Annotated in this window: 19 protein-coding genes, 1 other RNA gene and 1 pseudogene; 4 read left to right on the top strand and 17 right to left on the bottom strand. The window is 68.5% G+C overall.

The window, feature by feature from the left end:
- Positions 1-106 precede the first annotated feature (106 nt).
- Positions 107-940, bottom strand: coding sequence for a hypothetical protein (locus FM051_RS42785; protein WP_158852820.1), 834 nt, complete (start codon positions 938-940; stop codon positions 107-109).
- Between the two features lie 123 nt (positions 941-1,063).
- Positions 1,064-2,323, bottom strand: coding sequence for a PBSX family phage terminase large subunit (locus FM051_RS42780; protein WP_158852819.1), 1,260 nt, complete (start codon positions 2,321-2,323; stop codon positions 1,064-1,066).
- Between the two features lie 55 nt (positions 2,324-2,378).
- On the opposite strand from FM051_RS42780, the gene FM051_RS42775 reads away from it, so the two are divergent.
- Positions 2,379-2,849, top strand: coding sequence for a hypothetical protein (locus tag FM051_RS42775; RefSeq protein WP_158852818.1), 471 nt, complete (start codon positions 2,379-2,381; stop codon positions 2,847-2,849).
- On the opposite strand, the gene FM051_RS42770 is transcribed toward FM051_RS42775, so the two are convergent.
- From FM051_RS42770 to FM051_RS42700, 15 genes are all read right to left on the bottom strand, one after another.
- A complete protein-coding gene (locus tag FM051_RS42770; RefSeq protein ID WP_202919336.1) occupies positions 2,824-3,318 on the bottom strand; it encodes a helix-turn-helix domain-containing protein in 495 nt (164 codons plus the stop codon). The genes FM051_RS42775 and FM051_RS42770 overlap by 26 nt on opposite strands.
- Positions 3,319-3,482: 164 nt before the next feature.
- A complete protein-coding gene (locus tag FM051_RS42765) occupies positions 3,483-4,211 on the bottom strand; it encodes a hypothetical protein (RefSeq protein WP_158852817.1) in 729 nt (242 codons plus the stop codon).
- Positions 4,174-5,070, bottom strand: coding sequence for a hypothetical protein (locus tag FM051_RS42760; RefSeq protein ID WP_158852816.1), 897 nt, complete (start codon positions 5,068-5,070; stop codon positions 4,174-4,176). The genes FM051_RS42765 and FM051_RS42760 overlap by 38 nt, the downstream gene beginning before the upstream one ends.
- Before the next feature lie 743 nt (positions 5,071-5,813).
- On the bottom strand, positions 5,814-6,347 hold the full coding sequence (locus tag FM051_RS42755; protein ID WP_158852815.1) for a WhiB family transcriptional regulator: 534 nt from the start codon (positions 6,345-6,347) through the stop codon (positions 5,814-5,816).
- Positions 6,331-6,525 (bottom strand): hypothetical protein, encoded by a 195-nt coding sequence (locus tag FM051_RS42750; RefSeq protein WP_158852814.1) that lies wholly within the window; start codon positions 6,523-6,525, stop codon positions 6,331-6,333. The genes FM051_RS42755 and FM051_RS42750 overlap by 17 nt, the downstream gene beginning before the upstream one ends.
- Complete coding sequence (locus FM051_RS42745) at positions 6,525-6,977, bottom strand: RusA family crossover junction endodeoxyribonuclease (protein WP_202919335.1); 453 nt, start codon at positions 6,975-6,977, stop codon at positions 6,525-6,527. The genes FM051_RS42750 and FM051_RS42745 overlap by 1 nt, the downstream gene beginning before the upstream one ends.
- Complete coding sequence (locus tag FM051_RS53430) at positions 6,974-7,507, bottom strand: zinc finger domain-containing protein (protein ID WP_158852813.1); 534 nt, start codon at positions 7,505-7,507, stop codon at positions 6,974-6,976. Before FM051_RS53430 ends, FM051_RS42745 begins: the two co-directional genes overlap by 4 nt.
- Positions 7,504-8,367 carry a helix-turn-helix domain-containing protein gene (locus FM051_RS42735; protein ID WP_158852812.1) on the bottom strand — a complete coding sequence of 288 codons (864 nt, stop codon included), beginning with the start codon at positions 8,365-8,367 and terminating at the stop codon, positions 7,504-7,506. The genes FM051_RS53430 and FM051_RS42735 overlap by 4 nt, the downstream gene beginning before the upstream one ends.
- Positions 8,364-8,606 carry a hypothetical protein gene (locus tag FM051_RS42730; RefSeq protein WP_158852811.1) on the bottom strand — a complete coding sequence of 81 codons (243 nt, stop codon included), beginning with the start codon at positions 8,604-8,606 and terminating at the stop codon, positions 8,364-8,366. Before FM051_RS42730 ends, FM051_RS42735 begins: the two co-directional genes overlap by 4 nt.
- 94 nt (positions 8,607-8,700) lie before the next feature.
- On the bottom strand, positions 8,701-9,045 hold the full coding sequence (locus FM051_RS42725; RefSeq protein ID WP_158852810.1) for a hypothetical protein: 345 nt from the start codon (positions 9,043-9,045) through the stop codon (positions 8,701-8,703).
- The gene (locus FM051_RS42720) at positions 9,024-9,290 is read right to left on the bottom strand and encodes a hypothetical protein (RefSeq protein WP_158852809.1); all 267 of its coding nucleotides are present in this window, start codon (positions 9,288-9,290) and stop codon (positions 9,024-9,026) included. Before FM051_RS42720 ends, FM051_RS42725 begins: the two co-directional genes overlap by 22 nt.
- On the bottom strand, positions 9,287-9,673 hold the full coding sequence (locus FM051_RS42715) for a hypothetical protein (RefSeq protein WP_238413064.1): 387 nt from the start codon (positions 9,671-9,673) through the stop codon (positions 9,287-9,289). Before FM051_RS42715 ends, FM051_RS42720 begins: the two co-directional genes overlap by 4 nt.
- On the bottom strand, positions 9,670-10,509 hold the full coding sequence (locus tag FM051_RS42710) for a recombinase RecT (protein ID WP_158852808.1): 840 nt from the start codon (positions 10,507-10,509) through the stop codon (positions 9,670-9,672). Before FM051_RS42710 ends, FM051_RS42715 begins: the two co-directional genes overlap by 4 nt.
- Positions 10,510-10,572: 63 nt before the next feature.
- Positions 10,573-11,352, bottom strand: a complete 780-nt coding sequence (locus tag FM051_RS42705) for a YqaJ viral recombinase family nuclease (protein WP_274383875.1) — start codon at positions 11,350-11,352, stop codon at positions 10,573-10,575.
- A gap of 54 nt (positions 11,353-11,406) precedes the next feature.
- Positions 11,407-11,667: a helix-turn-helix domain-containing protein gene (locus tag FM051_RS42700; protein WP_158852806.1), complete on the bottom strand. Its 261-nt coding sequence runs from the start codon at positions 11,665-11,667 to the stop codon at positions 11,407-11,409.
- A 1,149-nt stretch (positions 11,668-12,816) separates the two neighbouring features.
- Between FM051_RS42700 and FM051_RS42695 the strand changes: the two are divergent.
- The 3 genes and pseudogenes from FM051_RS42695 to FM051_RS42685 all read left to right on the top strand — a co-directional run.
- Positions 12,817-13,452 (top strand): annotated as a pseudogene (locus tag FM051_RS42695) (S1 family peptidase); the annotation flags it as partial.
- 87 nt (positions 13,453-13,539) lie between these two features.
- Positions 13,540-13,636, top strand: an RNA gene (gene ffs, locus FM051_RS42690) — signal recognition particle sRNA small type.
- Between the two features lie 30 nt (positions 13,637-13,666).
- Positions 13,667-15,712 (top strand): DNA polymerase III subunit gamma and tau, encoded by a 2,046-nt coding sequence (locus tag FM051_RS42685; protein WP_158852805.1) that lies wholly within the window; start codon positions 13,667-13,669, stop codon positions 15,710-15,712.
- The last annotated feature ends 63 nt before the right edge of the window (positions 15,713-15,775 follow it).

Here is a 15,775-nt window from a genome sequence, read left to right as displayed (position 1 = left end):
GCCAGGTGGAACCCATATCCGCCTCCCTTCCACCTGAATGAAGTGGTCGAGGCGAATTGAGTTCGAATTATTCAGTTATGCCTGTGTGCGGCGTTTGTCTTCTTCTCTAGCTTGTGCGTTCGTCGCCCTGGGGTGATGTTGTTTCAAGTTTGCGGTTGCCCTGTTTCGACAGGTAATACTCGCGTGTTTGCTGACTGATGTATGTCGTAACTATAGGCGGATCTGTTTGGCCGTTGCGGATTCTCCATCCGGCCAAGTCGTTCAGGATGGGTTCGACAGGGTAGCTGTATAGCTCGATTTTCCAGCGGTCGACTATGCCCTCGTCGTAAGGGTCGCTACAGATTACCTCGCCGCCGGTTTTGCCTGCGGCGGCTTCGCCACCCCGCCTTGCTTCCCAAACTTCTGACCACTGTTGCAACGTCCGTTGATCGGCAAGTCGGAATTCGCAGCTTTCCCCTGGTGCAAGGAGAACCGTAATGCGTCCACCGTTCGGGGTGATGTTCCCATTCTCGGGTCGGAGTAGCGTGACTTCGTTGGCGTCTATCCCTACCCTCTGGGATCGGTCGCCCTCATTTTTGATGTCGACTTGAGCGCCCGTCAGTAGGTACTGGTAGTCGTCCTCAGTCCTGCGGAACGTACGATCAACCGGCCAAGGTCGAGGTTGTCCGGAACCCGACGGACCCATCACGACTTCGCCGTGAGTTGGTGCCGCTGTCACCAAAAGACGTGGAGCGCGAGCGTCAAGGCGAGCTTTCGTCGAATCGATCGCGAGTGCCTGCGAAACCTCTAGTGAGCGCTGGCCTATCTCTACTCCGCCTCGGCCCGCCTGCGCCGTCCGCCTGGTTTCCCACGCCTGCCAGGCAATCAGTCCTGCGCTTACGCCAGTCACCAAGGCTCCCGCGCCGGTCGCTATGGCACCGACCTGTGTCCAATCGGTCATCTGGCTCTCCTTGACTCACCGCACAAACCACGGCACGTGCGGCGGGAGAGTAGCCGATCAAGACGCGGGGGTGCGGGGGACTTGCGAGGTCCATCTCAAGAGCGGCCATCATGCCGAACTTGATCAGGCGGCAAGAGCCAGCGTGGAACGCCAAAGGTTTTCGGTGGTGATGATCGCGTACCGGGCGGCGTCGAGGCTGTGATCGGCCACCTTGACCGGGGCGTCGGTGCCCTTGACGGTTGCCGAGTCGTCCCACGAGTAGCCGGGTGCTTCGCCGATGAAGCCGCGGCACCGGTCGGCCACGAACAGCCGGCGCTCGGCCAGCAGCGACGACACGACACGGACGCCGTATGCGACGTCGTTGTCGGCGGCCTGCGTGGTCACCCCGTCGTTGTGGAGTTGCACCCGGAACGACGCGGCCGAGGGATCGGCGACGACCCATTGCGGACGCAGCCCGGTCGGGCGGGGAAGGTGCCCGGTGCCGAGCCAGTCGCGCAGCCCCGCGGAGAGCTGAGAGTCGGTGAGCCTCACCCGCGCGTGCGTGGGGTCGTGGCGCCACTCGTCGACCAGGTACAGCCGGTGGTCGACACCCTCGCCGAGCAGCAGAGCGGCCGTCGCGTTGGTCGTGCCGTAGTCGATCCCGACCGCCAGAAGCCGCGCCATGTCCGGCAGTTCCGGCCAGGGCAGCACGTGCTCGTCGGGCGACCACATGTCGAACACCGCGCCCTCGGCCGCGACCCACTCGCCGAGCACGAACCGGCGGAACCACAACCCGGTGTACTCACGACGAACCGAGTCCTTATAGGACTGTCCTAGCGCCGGGTTGTCGTCGAGGATAAAGGAGAACGAGCGCCAGTCGGGCAGCTTGCCCAGCCGATCGAGGTAGCGCCGTTTCAGCCAGTGAGCGGGCGAATCGGGGTTCGTCGTCGCGAAACACTGCGCACCCGGAACGCTCATCCGGCCGAGCAACTGCGTAAAGAAGTCCTCGGCTACGACCGTCAGCTCGTCGACGTAGGCGCCCGCGACGGTCATGCCGCGCAGCACCTTCTCGGCCTTCGCGTCACTCGCTCCGAGCACGTAGACGGTGCGGTCGAGAATCCGGGCGGTCGGCGCCCCGGCGGTGTAGTGCACCTGGTCGGCGATCGGTCCGAACAGGCTCGGGTCTTGCAGCGGAGCGAACACGTTGCGCGCGACCGAGTCGCGGGTGCGACCCACGACAACGAGCTGCCCGCCACGCGGCGCCGACGCGACGTAGATCAACCAGCGCAGAAGCGACGCGGTCGTCTTGCCCGACCTGATCGCACCCGACCAGATCGACACGCGCGTCGACGACCCTCGCAGCGACTCAACCTGCTTCGGGGACAGCGGAAGGTCGAAGACCATCGACTCACCCCGCCGACCCAACAGACCTAGCCGACAAGCGAGGTAGCGTTACGCAATGGTCGCGTGGGTAGCGCTAGCAGTGTCCTTACTCTCGCTGGGCTGGCAAATTATTTCCTGGGTTCGTTCAGGTGCTCGCATCATCGTCAAATCTGCCGACGAATTCATCTTCGCCGAGCCGAAACGTCGACGAATTGTTGTCGTAGTGACCAACGTCGGGAGAATGGCCACTACGGTGCAACAGGTCGGATTGAAAGCCTCCAACACGGCTGTCAAGCAAGGAAAAGTAATGCCGTCCGACGTGTCAGTCGGTCCTGGCGAACGGGACGAGCTTCCGAAACGCCTTGAGGCTGGCGAGGAGTTGATCATCAGATTCGACGGCCCTGATATGCAAGATTACGTAGCCGCTGGCATCGAGTCGTCCGACTTTGTTCCTTACGCGCGCTCGGCAGGGCGTAAGTTGACTACGGGAAGATATTCGCCGAACGAAAAGCGGGTCGACTTCACGCAGGAGAAGTCGGCACGCTGACGCCGAGCGCAAGGGCAATCCCGCCCAACATCGACTTAGCGCCCTCACTGCCCTTGTCCGCGTCGACCTGCTCAAGGCGGGAAGCCGCCGACAGGTGCGTCGACAACGCGCTCGCGAGCGCCTTCTCGTCCGGCGCCGGGACGTGGTCCAGCGTCTTGGACTCAATGCCGTTGATCGTCGTCGCGGTGAACACGTACCGGTCGGCTTCCAACCGGGCGAGCAGGTGCTCGACGCGGCCGTAGAGCCGGCCGACGATCTCGGTGCGCCTCGACCGGTTGTCGATCTGCCGAGCGGCCGTCGCGGCGGCGGTCTTGCTGCGGTCGAACGACAGCCCCAGCTCACGGGCGATACCGGTCACCGTCGACGACGAGCGGTTGATCGCGCGGGCGATGTCGTTGCGGGTCTTGCCCTCGGCGTGCAGCTCCCGCACGCGGGCGCGGTCGGCGTCTGTGACCAGGTTGCGAGGCACGGCCGACCACCTCGCCCCGGTCCAGAAATGGGGCAGCCCCGCGACCAGGGGGGAGGGGTCGCGGGGCTGCCGGTTCCGGGTGTGGGTACAGCTCACCCGCTGCTGATCACCAGTTTAGGCGCAATCGGTGGCTCTTTGGGTGACGCAGCAAGGTGACCCGTCGCCTAGCCACGTGACGAAAGCGAGTCCAACCATGCACGGACGAGTCCGCTGATATACCTCCTCGCTTCGTCTGGCGTCATCGTGTGCTGAGGGCTCCCGCTGTTGGGTCGAGCATGGCGTGCAGTGTCGCCACTCACATGGGGCAAGTTCGCCGATGCGGTGAAAGCGCTCAGCTCTTGCCTCGACTTCTTCCTCGACTTCCAACCGCTGTTGATCAGCTCTTGTTGCCCTCCAACGTTGTCTCTGACGATCTCGAAGACCTTGTAGAGGGTGAACCAATCGAGCGGGTCTACCCCTGCCATCAGCCGGAACACCTCAGTCACGTCCGGATGTTGTCCGGCTAGTCTGGCCAGCTTTGGCGCGGGAGATGGCGTGGGCTCCTGCGGTACACCGTTGACAGATACGGTCGCCATCGCGAAGGCGGTGGCAGTCTCGACAGCCGTACCGAGAACGGCGACGTGTCCTCTGCCCTCGCTGTCGCTGTACGACCCCCTGAGTCGAACTGGACGGTAGTCGGGGTTAAGCACACAAGAGGCGCCATTGAGGGGGACGAGGAGTGACGATGCGGCATCCCGGAAGTCCGCAGGATTGGAGAACAGCGCGTCCAAGCTCGATGAGGTGAGGTAGTAGTTCTCGCCATCGTCACAACGAATCGCCGGGTCGCCGGTGAAGTTGCGCGCGAGTACGACTAGATCATTTGGACGCCCGTCCAGCCACGCCATGACGGTCACGGCTCCAGGGTAGACCGGATGGCGCAATTTGAGTCCTGCTCGGGGTGGCGAGCGCGACGTCGATCACCTCGCCGACCAGGTACCGAGGGCGACCACGCTCGTCGGGCTCGCGCCGAGTGAGCCTCCCGTTTCGTGCCCACGTGCGCACCGTGTTCGCGGACAGGTCGCGGCCGAGCAGCCTCGGCAGCGCGCGGGCGACCTCGGCCGCAGTGGCGAGCTGGGCGCGGGCGGCGTCGAGCAGCGCGGCGCGCAGCGCCTCGACGTCGTGCTGCGACTCGCACTCGCGGCACCCGATCGTCGCCCGGTCGGGGCGCGCGTAGAGGTCGGCGCCGCAGTTCGGACACGGCCCGCAGTACAGCCGCGCTGGGGGAAGGTCAACCGCCCGGCGGGCGCGCTCGACGGCGTCGGTGATCTCGTCGACCAGCTCGCCGGCCGCCTGGTGGTACTCGATCCACGAGGGATGACGGCGCAGCCACGCGGCCATGTCCGGCAGGGTGTCGTCGAGGTCGAGCGGGTCGAGTTCCGCGACCACGACCGGCGAACCGCCCGGTGCCGTCTCGCCGGTGGGTACCTCGTGGCGCGGCCCGTGCGTCTCCCACAGCTCACGTACCCACGTCGACAACACGTTCCGTAGGTCGTCGCGAACCTCGGCCGCACCGACGTTGAACGGCAAGCCGGTGTCGGACGGACGCGAGCCGACTCGCTGCCCGGTCCGGGTGCGCCGCGCGACCGTGTCGTCGAGGTCGTCGACCAACTCGTCGACCGCGGCCAGGTCGCCGAGCAACCGGCCGAGGCACAGCCCGCAGACCTCACCGCCAGCAGTCGGGTTGCTGCACGAAGGAACGCTGCACGTGATCACGCATCCGAGCGTCAACCCTCGGTGTCACCGGCCCGCCGCTGTCATTTGCTGTGATTTGAAACACCGGAATGTTCACTCTGTCGAGTTAAAGAACGGCATAGCAAAGCCAGCCTGGCTAGACAGGCGAACATTATTAATGCTGGTCAGGACGGTTTGCCTGGATAGCCAAGTGATCATCAGCAATCACTGAAAACGATCTTGGTTTGTTGCGTTCAGTTGTGATCTGCCTTTAAATCTTCAGTGTCGATTCATTTCGTGTCCAGCAGCAACAGGGAGGTCTCAGAGTGTCCGCGTCGGGGATGCAGCCCCGAGCCTCGGGGCTCCAGGCGCGGAGGAAGAGAAGAGGACACGCTGATGATTCGACGACGGGGGGTGCCGCTCGGCGAACCTCGCAACCCTGTCGCTGACCTGCTCGAACGGTATGCGCTGGGGTTGGAGGTCGCCGGGATAGCCGCTGACCTCCTCGGCGAGAGCGACCTCGCCCGTTGGACGAGGCCGCTCGCCGGGGGGCTCCGCTTTGCTGCTGGATGGCTGCGTAGGCGAAAGTAACCCCTTGGGCGGTGACCGCATATCGCGTAGTGCTTGCCCACATACGCGGCGGTTGCCGCCCATTTCGTCGTGCGTGGCCGTCGCTCCCACGCATCGCACTATCACATTACCGCAGGAATTATGGTTTTAAGCAAGCCGGACAGACGGACAGACGGACAGCGTGGTTGACAGCCCGGCGCACGTTCCTACTGGGCTCACGCGGCCGAGGTGACTGGGGCAACCTGCTGTTCGGCATCTTGGTGCTCGACGTCATCGGGCACAGGCAGACCGAGCAGGGGTAGGAGGTACTGACCGACACCCACCCACGTGCGACCGGTGCGCACGGGCTCGGCGAGCACGATCGGCCGTTCCCACGGATCGGCCGCATGCGCCTGTGTCCGGTTGCGCTCTCGGCGCTGCCGGTCGTAGGTGGTGTGCGCTTCGCGGCAGAGGTCGCAGCGGCAACCGTGCTTGGCGTAGCGGCTGTTGGTCCCGTGCGCTGGCTTGACCATCGGTACCGGGTGGCCGGTCTCCTCGGCGAGCTGCTCGCGCTGGTCGGCGTCGAGTCCTCCCCAGATGCCCCACGCCTCGCCGTTGTCGAGGGCCTCGGCGAGGCACTGCTCGGCGACTGGGCACCCGGCGCACAGTGCGCGGCACTCGGCGAGCTGCTCGGCGGGTGGCTCGATGAAGTCCAGATCGAACCGGCCTCGGCAGGCTGCCCGTGTTCGCCACTCAGGCAGACGCAGCATCGAGCAGCCTCCGCAGGGTGTCGAGCGCGTCGTCGAGCGCGCGAGTGATCGGGGAGTAGGTCACGCGAGCGGCGCCGGTGAGGTCGGCGTCGTGCTCGTCGCGGCGCCGGTGGTGCGCGAGTGCCCGCTCGACGGCCTCGGAGACGAGCCCCAGGGCGCTGCGGGTATCGGCGTCCATCACGCGACCCCATCAGGCGGGCTGTCGTTGACGGACTCGACGACGAGCACCAGGGCGCCGCGCTCGCCGAGCACGATCTCGGGCATGTGCTTGACCATGAGCGTGGGTACGTCGTCGTCGACGACCCCGGCGTCGACCAACCCGTCGCAGCACGCCTTGAGGGTGGGCACGAGGTTGTCGGCGTCGCGGCGGCGCCGATCGGTGACGGTCCACACCAGTCGGACCGAGCAGCGGCCGAGCGCGGGCACGCCGACCGAGCGAGCGAGCGTGGCGGTAGCGCGGCGAACCCCGGCGGTCAGCCGAGCCCGGCGGCGCCAGTGGTGCCGCTGGTTGGCGGTGAGCGGTGGACGGTCGTAAGGCAGCGGCAGCAGGTAGGAGGTCGGCGCGTCGCCCGCGCGCACGCGCGGCGACGCTGTCGACCGGTCGCGACCGGTGCTGTTGAGGTTGGTCACTGGTCCCCCTGGTTGCTGGTTGCGGCGAGTGCGGCGTCGAATCGGGCGGGGTGCGCCGGGGTCTTGGTGAGCGGTCGTCCGCCGGGTCCGGTGCAGGGGTGGCCGGGGTAGGCGCGGCAGTAGGGGCACGCCACGACGAGGTAGGCGCGGCGGGCGTCGGCTTCGGCCTCGGCGTACTCGGGGTCGACGCCACGGGCGACGGCGAGCGCGGCGGTGACGCGGGCGATGCCGGATCGGATGGCGCGCAGCCCGTTCTCGTCGAGTCGGCGGGGACGGGCGGTCAGCTCGGCGCGGTGGCGCTGCTCGGCGGCGTCGCGGCGGGCGGTGCGCCAGTGCTCGACGATGTCGGCGGGCATGATCGTCTCGGTTCGGCGCCGGTAGTGCTCGCGCACGGCGTCGGCGGCGACCTCGGCGGGCACGTCGTCGAGCACAGCGGCCCACATGGCGAGCACGTCGGCGTCGGGCGCAGGAATGCGCGGGTCGACGGCCGAGGCGGCGCCGAGCAGGGTCGCGACCTGGGCGCGGTTCACCGTGCCCCCTCGATGGCGAGCCGGTCGGGCTCGACGGGGTCGACCTGGTCGTCGGCGAGCGCGAGCCAACCGCGGACCTTGTCGCCGCGCGTGGCTCGACCGGTCGACGGGCTCGGCGGTCGACGAGCTGCGGCGGCGGCCTTGACCGCGTCGTCGTACAGGTGCGGCAGCAGTCCGGGACGGGCGTCGGGTCGTCGGTGCCACTCGTCGAGGGCGGCGCGCAGGGCGGTCGGGTCGCCTCCGTCGCGCAGCACGGCGTCGACGTGGCGGGCGAGTGCGCGCACGGTCTGCGGCCGGTAGGCGGCGCCGGTGTCGGCGCGCCAAGTGGACACCAGCCGATAGGCGTCGGGCCGAACAGCACTCGCCGAGAGGTCGACGAGCGTGGTCGTGCCTCGCGTGCGCGGGCGCGCGGCGCTGCTTTTCGGTTCCGTAGTTCGGTTCAGTAGTTCCGGTTCACCTTGGGGTGTCGCTGTGTCACCCGCGTGGGCTGTCGCTGTGACAGTCCGGGGGTGTCGCTCTGGCACCGGGGGACTGTCGCTGTGTCCACCGGGGGTGTCGTTCTGACCGACGGGGGCGGCCGATCGGGGGTGGTCGTCGAGGGCGAGGCGGTACTCGTTCGACGTATCGGCGCCGGTGCCGCGCTGCCGACGGGCGCGGCCGATCAGACGGCGCTCGGCGAGCGCGTCGAGGGCTCGGCGCACGGTCCGCTCGCTCGCCTCGGTTTCGCGCGCCAGCGTGGCTACCGAGGTGGTCGCGCGCCCGTCGCGGTTGGCGTGTTCGGCGAGCGCGTAGAGGACGAGTTTCGGCATGGGTCCGCCAGCGGTCTGCTCGGCGGCCCATCGCACGGCGACCACGCTCACCGCGGCCTCACGGTGGCGTACTGGTCGGCGATCTCGGCCGGGTCGACGTCGAGCAGCTCGGCGACCTGGTTGAGCCGGTCGCCTCGGCGGCCGAGGATGCGCAGCACCTCGGCGGCCTCGGGCGCCGGTAGAACGCGGAACGGTCGGTGTCCGCGCAGTGCGGTCTCGACGGTGAGCGGGTCGAGTCGGCGAGCGGTCGACGAGCGCTCGTCGACGTGGTGCGAAAGGTCGGTGATCACTGTTTCCCCCGGTGGCTGCGGCGGGCGCGGGCGTGCGTCATCGCGCCCGCCGCAGAGCTGCGACGAACTTCGTCGGGTGGTCCTGTGTGGGTGGTTAGGCGGCCGAGGCGGCGCTGCGGGCGATCCAGACGCGATTACGGCTCGCTCGGCGCGAGCGGCGTCGGCTGCGGTACTCGCCGCACGACACGATCACCCGGCGCGCGGCCCAAATGCCGAGCACGGACGGCAGCACGTTCGGCGAGTGCGCCTCGGCGGCGACCTCGTCGGGAATGGCCTTGCGCACGTCGTCGGCAGTGAAGGGCCGCCCCTGGCGCACCAGCTCGGCGAGCACGGTCTCGACGGTCTCGCGGTACCGCTTGTGCACCGCAGAGGCGGCGGCGAGGTTGTCTTGCTGGCCGGCGTTGCGGTCGGCGAACGCTAGGGCGAGCTGATCAGGCACGGCGGCGCCTCCCTTCCGATCGGGCGCGAGCGGATGTCGTTCGCCCACTCGACGAGCGCGAGCACCAGGTCGCGATGTACGGCGGCGTCGGCCGCGCGCTGCTGCGGTGTGCGTGCCTGCACCACGGGACAGACGGGGCACTCCGGGCAGCACGGGGCGCAGTCGACGGCGTCGCAGCAGCCGCTCGGCAGGTGCTCGGCGCAGCAGACGAGCACGCGGCCGGTGGGAACGAGTGCGGTCGTCACGACGCGACACCCCGCAGGGCGTTGCGCAGCGTCGACAGCGACCGCTCGGCCCGCTCGGCGCGGCGCTTCCACTGGTCGCGATCGACGACGAGCTGCTCGCGCTCGGCGAGCCGGGCGACGACCTCGGCGAGGGTCAGCCCGCCAAGGCTGCCGAGATCGCCGAGCCCGCGCTCGCCGCGGTGCTTGTTCAGGTGCGGCCGGATCGACCGCATGTTCGGCGAGGTGTAGTCGCAGTGCGCGCACCCGTAGACCGTCCGGCCGTCGGCGAGCGTCAGCGTGCGCGTCTGCTGCCACAGCACGGGCGTACCGGCGTTGTCGCGCATCGGCGCCGGGGTCGGCTCGTCGGCGACCACACGCACACCGTCGACGCTGGTCGCGGTCACCGCGCACCACCCGCCGAAGTCGGGGCCTGGTCCTGCTCGCGCGGGGCCTGGTCGTCGACGATCTCGGCGTCGACGACATCCTCGCCGGCACGGGGCGAGCCGACCGGTGGCGCGGGCTGCTCGGCGACGACCTCACGAGCGGCACGCATAGCCTCGCGCCGGTACTCCGACGACGTCGGCACCCACTTCTCAAGCTCGTGAACAGCCGACTTGAGCCACATCGACTCTTCCCACGTGTTCCACGGGGAATCGTCACCGCTAGTGCCGCGCGCGACCGCCTTGCGCTTCATGACGTCGGCACGGTTCATCATCACCACGCGCGACGTGCCACCGTCGAGCATCACGGCGTAGGCGTAGACACCGACCAGCTCGCCGCGCTCGGCGAACCAGTCCGGCCGATGGCGCGGCCTCTCCATCACGTCGGGCTCATAGACGAACGGGTCGGCGGTCTTGACCACCTCGGCCTTCACCGACCGGATCGCGCCCGCCCGGTACATCCGTTCGATGACGCCTTGATACTGCTCGATGCCGACGACCTCGACCGTGTTGTTCTTGCGGTCCTTGAACGGCACCAGGGCGTAGGCATCGGTGCCCGGCTCGTGGCCCAACCTCGCGCACTCCAGCAACGCGGCCAGGAACGACGCCGAGTTGCGCTCGGCGGCATCGGCCAGCTTGGCGTTACGGCGTAGCAACCCCTGCGACAAGCGCACGAAGGTCGCCGGCTTCACGTGGTCGGGGAGAACGGCGGCGAAGTCGTCGCGGTACTGCTTGATCAGCGCCTGTGCTGCGGTCTCCCGCTTGGCGACGGCGCCGGTGATGGTCTGGGCGTTGCTCATGCTGCGGGGCTCACCTTCCGGGGCGTCGAACGGACAGGGGAAGGGCGAAGGGAGGGCGGCGCGTCACCGCGACCGGGCACCCGGATCGCGATCGACTCGCCGTCGACCACAGCCCGGCGCGGTGCCGAGCACGTCGAGCACCTCGACCGTCGCCCGCTGCTTGGCTGCCTCGGCGACCTTGTGCTCGGCGACCGCCACCCGGTACCGCTCGGCGAGCGCCGGGTCGATCTCGACCTCGACGTCGTCGATATCCGGGTGCAGCTCGCGCACCGTCCGGTAGGTCGCCCCGTGCTCGTCGAGGTCGGGGCGCTCGTCGCGGTCGAGGGTGTCGAGGAACTCGCGGGCCTCGGCGCGCAGCACCTCGGCCTCGGTGGCGTTCCAGTCGACGACGTACTCGCGGAAGTCAAGCCGGCTGGTGAGCACCGCGACGTAGGCGCGCGAAAGGCCCATCGTGTCGAGCTGCCACATCACCTGACACCGGTAGAAGATTGGCACCTCGTCGGTACCCGGCGTGCCCCACTCGTCGGGCTCCGTCGACGTCTTGATCTCCAACAGCCCGCGACCATTGCGCGCGTAGAGCACACGGTCGGGCGTGGCGATCTGCCACGGCCGATGCCGGTTCGCCCACGTGCCGGTACGGCGCACCCGGTACTCGGGGTGCTCGTCGGCGAACCACGACGCGACCACGGGTTCGAGCCGACGACCTCGGCTCATGGCGTCGTTGTCCGGCGTCGCCGGGATAATCCCCTTCTTGCGATACCACAGCGAGAAACGGCTCTCCCACGGCGACAAGCCGAGTACGGCGGCGATCTCCGAACCCCCCCAGGCCGGACGAACGCGCAGAACTCCACTCAGCCGAACCGGGTTCCCAACTACCCAAACGGATCGCGGCGGCGCTCATTCGCCCGCCTTGCGGTCGACATTCTCCGAATCGGGTTCGGAACGCTCGATCTCGAACACATCGTCAAAATCGACGCCAAGTGTCGCAATGGTGGCGGCGATGAACTCGTTACCGGGAAGCTGCTCGGACTTCAGAACACGGCCGACCGTCGACGGTGCCACGCCAAGCCGCTTGGCAAGCGCGTAGTTAGACCTCAGATCGCGGTCAGCCTTGATTCTTTCGAAAGCATCCACGCGGACGTGAACACGCACAGACATCGAATCCCCCATAGCATCCGTGGAACGGCGGCAGCGCGCCCCACGAATCGGACACTACGGTGGGTGTACGTGAGCCTTCAACGATTGCGTATGCGCAAGCACCATGTAAATAGCCAGTCGCGAGCACTGCGCTGTGTGCATGGATGCAAGGGTTGTCCGCCCGGCGGGACAGGTCGCAGGCCCGCGCCGTCGGCGAATCATCGCGGAGAGTGACAGCGCTCCCAGAGTCTCTATCAGCACCTTCGGCGCGCAACATCGTTTCGAGACCGCAAGATTGCGGCCTCGAACATGTGGTCGACTGGTGTGTGTCACCGTCAGCGATGGCCGTGTTTTCGTCACCGAGCGTGTATCGCGTACACGCAAATACTGGTGTGATCAAATGACCACGGCGGGTTACCACCCAGTCAAGTTGCCTGGGATCTTCGTGATTATTGCCACGTCTGGGAATAAGCGAGACAGTCGACGGCAACTAGTCCATTCGAGTGACGGTGGCTGCCGTCTTTCTTTAGCCTAGTTAAACACTTGCGTGGATGCAACGAGTGGAATCGTCCGCTGTGTGAGCCCGAGGTGAGACTCTTGCCGGACGTCACTTCGCTTGGGTCTGCGAGTCGTGGCCGAGTCGCCGTCGGTCCAAGAGGGTGAAGCGATGGTCGGCACGACCGGTCAAGTGGGTCTGGTGAAGAGATCCACTCCGCGCTAAGGTGGCTTCTGTGAGGTCGCACTATCGCGCCCCTCGTTACATTGCGCGACCTTGGGAAATTGGCAACTAGCACACCGCAGCCGCTGGCACTATTTCCAGTCGTGCGCACTAGGCCACTATGCGAATCCTCCGCCGGAGAGCCTACCGGAGCGCCTCCCGGCGACCCAAAACGGGTGGTCGGGAGGCGGTTTCCGCTGATCGTGGATGGCCGTTCCGCGCGGTTCGCTGCCAGAGTCGTGATCATCACCCGTTCGGGGGACAAGGAGATCGCGTTGATCGGAAACGCCTCGTGGTGGCTGCCGTCGCGGTCATCGCACTGGGCCTCTCGGTGACGGCGGGCACGGCGGTCGCCGGACCGCCCAACGTCACACCGGACGTCGTCGGCGGCGAGGGCGTGTCGAACGGGAAGTACCCGTTCATGGTCACCTTCCAGCGCAAGCAGGGGGACCAACGCCTACGAACGGCACTACTGCGGCGGGTCGCTGATCGGCCCGCGTGCCGTGCTGACCGCCGCGCACTGCGTGCAGGACATCCGGCCGGACATGGTCGGCGACGTCTCGGTGATCGTCGGCCGCACCGTGCTCAGCGACGACAGCCAGGGCTACGCCCGTGACGTCCGGCAGATTTACGTGCACCCGAAGTACAAGGACGACTACGCGTACGACGCGGCGGTGCTGATCCTGAGCTCGCCGGTGACCGAGGTCGCGCCGATCCAGCTGGCGACACCGGGCACCGACGCGCTGGAGCGGCCCGGCCGGCTGCTCACGGGGATCGGCTGGGGCAACACCGTCCAGCAGGACCCGTTCCCGAACGAGGGCGTGTGGAACGGCCCGGACCAGTTGCAGGAAGTGCAGGTCCCGGTCGTCTCGGCCGCCGAGTGCTCGATCTCCTACGACGACCTCGACCCCGCGCTGGACCTGTGCGCGGGCAAGACCGGCAAGGACACCTGCCAAGGCGACTCCGGCGGACCGCTGTTCGTGAAGGTCCCCCGGCAGGAGAGCTACGTCCAGGTCGGCCTCGTGTCGCGGGGCATCGGCTGCGCCGCGACCGGCTACCCCGGCGTCTACACGCGGGTGGCGAACTGAGGAGATCGGCGCGTTCATCGCCCAACCGTGGGGGTGACGGGCCGGCACCCCTCTAGGCGGTGGCGTCGGACCGTCCCGCTACACTGGAGTCGGACCTCGTGCGGCACATATCTCGCGAACCTCCCCAGGGCCGGAAGGCAGCAAGGATAAGCGGGCTCTGGTGGGTGCACGGGGTCCCCTTCTTTTGTCGGACCCTCCCGGTAAGGTCCCCGACGTGGCGCTCGCCCTCTACCGCAAGTACCGTCCGGCCACCTTCGGCGAGGTGGTCGGGCAGGAGCACGTGACCGACCCGCTGCGCATCGCCCTGGCGGCCGGTCGGATCAACCACGCGTACCTGTTCTCCGGACCGCGCGGCTGCGGCAAGACGTCCAGCGCCCGCATCCTGGCGCGGTCGCTGAACTGCGTGAAGGGCCCGACGCCCGAGCCGTGCGGCGTGTGCAACTCGTGCATCGGCCTGGCGCCCAACGGTCCGGGCAGCGTGGACGTGGTGGAGCTCGACGCGGCCAGCCACGGCGGCGTCGACGACGCCCGCGAGCTGCGCGACAAGGCGTTCTACGCGCCGGCCGAGGCGCGCTACCGGGTGTTCATCATCGACGAGGCGCACATGGTCACCACGCAGGGCTTCAACGCCCTGCTGAAGATCGTGGAAGAGCCGCCCGAGCACCTGATCTTCATCTTCGCCACCACCGAGCCGGACAAGGTGCTGCCCACCATCCGCTCGCGCACGCACCACTACCCGTTCCGGCTGATCCCGCCGAGCGCGATGCGGGCGCTGCTGGAGCGCAACTGCGCCGCCGAGGGCGTGGCGGTCGACCCGGCGGTGTTCCCGCTGGTGATCCGCGCGGGCGGTGGGTCGGCCCGTGACACGCAGTCGGTGATGGACCAGCTGCTGTCCGGCGCGGGCCCCGAAGGGGTGCGCTACGACCGGGCGATCGCGCTGCTCGGCGTGACGGACGTGGCGCTGATCGACGACGTGGTGGACGGCCTGGCGGCGGGTGACGGCTCGGCGGTGTTCGGCACCGTCGACCGGCTGGTCGAGGCCGGTCACGACCCGCGCCGGTTCGCCTCCGACCTGCTCGACCGGCTGCGCGACCTGGTGCTGCTGCACGCCGTGCCGGACGCGGCGGAGCGCGGTCTGGTGTCCGCGCCGGACGACGAGCTGGTCAAGATGGCCGCGCAGCGTGAGGCGACCAGGCCGGCGACCGTCACCCGGTGGGCGGAAATCCTGCACCAGGGGTTGACGGAGATGCGCGGCTCGACCGCGCCCCGGCTGCTCCTCGAACTCGTGACCGCGCGGATGCTGCTGCCGTCCGTCGGCGATGTCGAGTCGGGCCTGTTGCAACGCGTCGAGCAGTTGGAACGCCACGGCCCACCGGCCGGCGGCGCACCGGCAGGGCCGGCAACGGCAGCCGGCGCGGCCCCGGAGCCCCGGTTCCAGCGCCCCTCCCAGCGTGCCGCCGAACCGGCACAATCCGCACCCGCCGCGCCCGCGCCGTCGGGAGAACGGCCCGTTGCCCCGCCTGCCGGCCCACCGCCCGCGCCGCCGGTTCTGCAATCCGCGCCGCCGGTCAAAGGCACCGGAGTTGCGCCGGTGGAACGGCTCGCTCCGCCGACGGCCGAGGCTGTCGCGCCCGTCCCGCCCCGTCAGGTGGAAGAGTCGGCGGTGGAGCAGCCTGCGCGACCCAGTCGGGTCGACGCCGCGGAGATTCGCCGCCGGTGGCCCGAACTGTGCGGCATCGTGCGCGACCTCGAAGTCCGCGCTGGTGCGTTGCTCACCAGCGGGGCCACCGTCGCAGATGTCGACGGCGACACGGTCACGGTGGCCCACACCTCCGCCCCGCTGGCCCAGAGGCTGGCCGAGCCGCGCCACGTCGATGCGATCGCGACCGCGTTGGCCCGGGTGTTCGGCGGCACGTGGCAGGTGCGCTGCGTGCACGGCCAGGCCGGCCCCGGCCCGACCCGGCAGGCGCCACAGAAGCCGCAGCGTTCCGCACCGACCAGGCCCAGCCGAGCACAGCAGACCCGCACGCCAGAGCCGACCCGCCAGGCACAGGCCCGACCGACCCCGGCCGACGACGTGCCGCCGCCGCCCGAGCCGCCGGAGCCCGATGAGCCCCTCCCGCCGGAGCCGGTGGACGAGGAGGAGATGTTGGCCGAGGCCGCCCTCCCGGGCGACGCGGACGGTCAGCGGCTCGACCCGGAGGCGGTCGTGCTCAAGCTCCTCGCCGACGAGCTTGGTGCTCGGCCGTTGAAGGGCTGATCGACGCGACTACGCTGGTGAACGGCGGCAAACCCCGAAGAGAGGAACCCGCGGTGCAACCCG

It is taken from the genome of Saccharothrix deserti (genome assembly GCF_009769385.1).
Taxonomy (GTDB): Bacteria; Actinomycetota; Actinomycetes; order Mycobacteriales; family Pseudonocardiaceae; genus Actinosynnema; species Actinosynnema deserti.
Note: the sequence above shows the minus strand (reverse complement) of the source record. Positions and strands in the feature narration are given on the sequence as shown.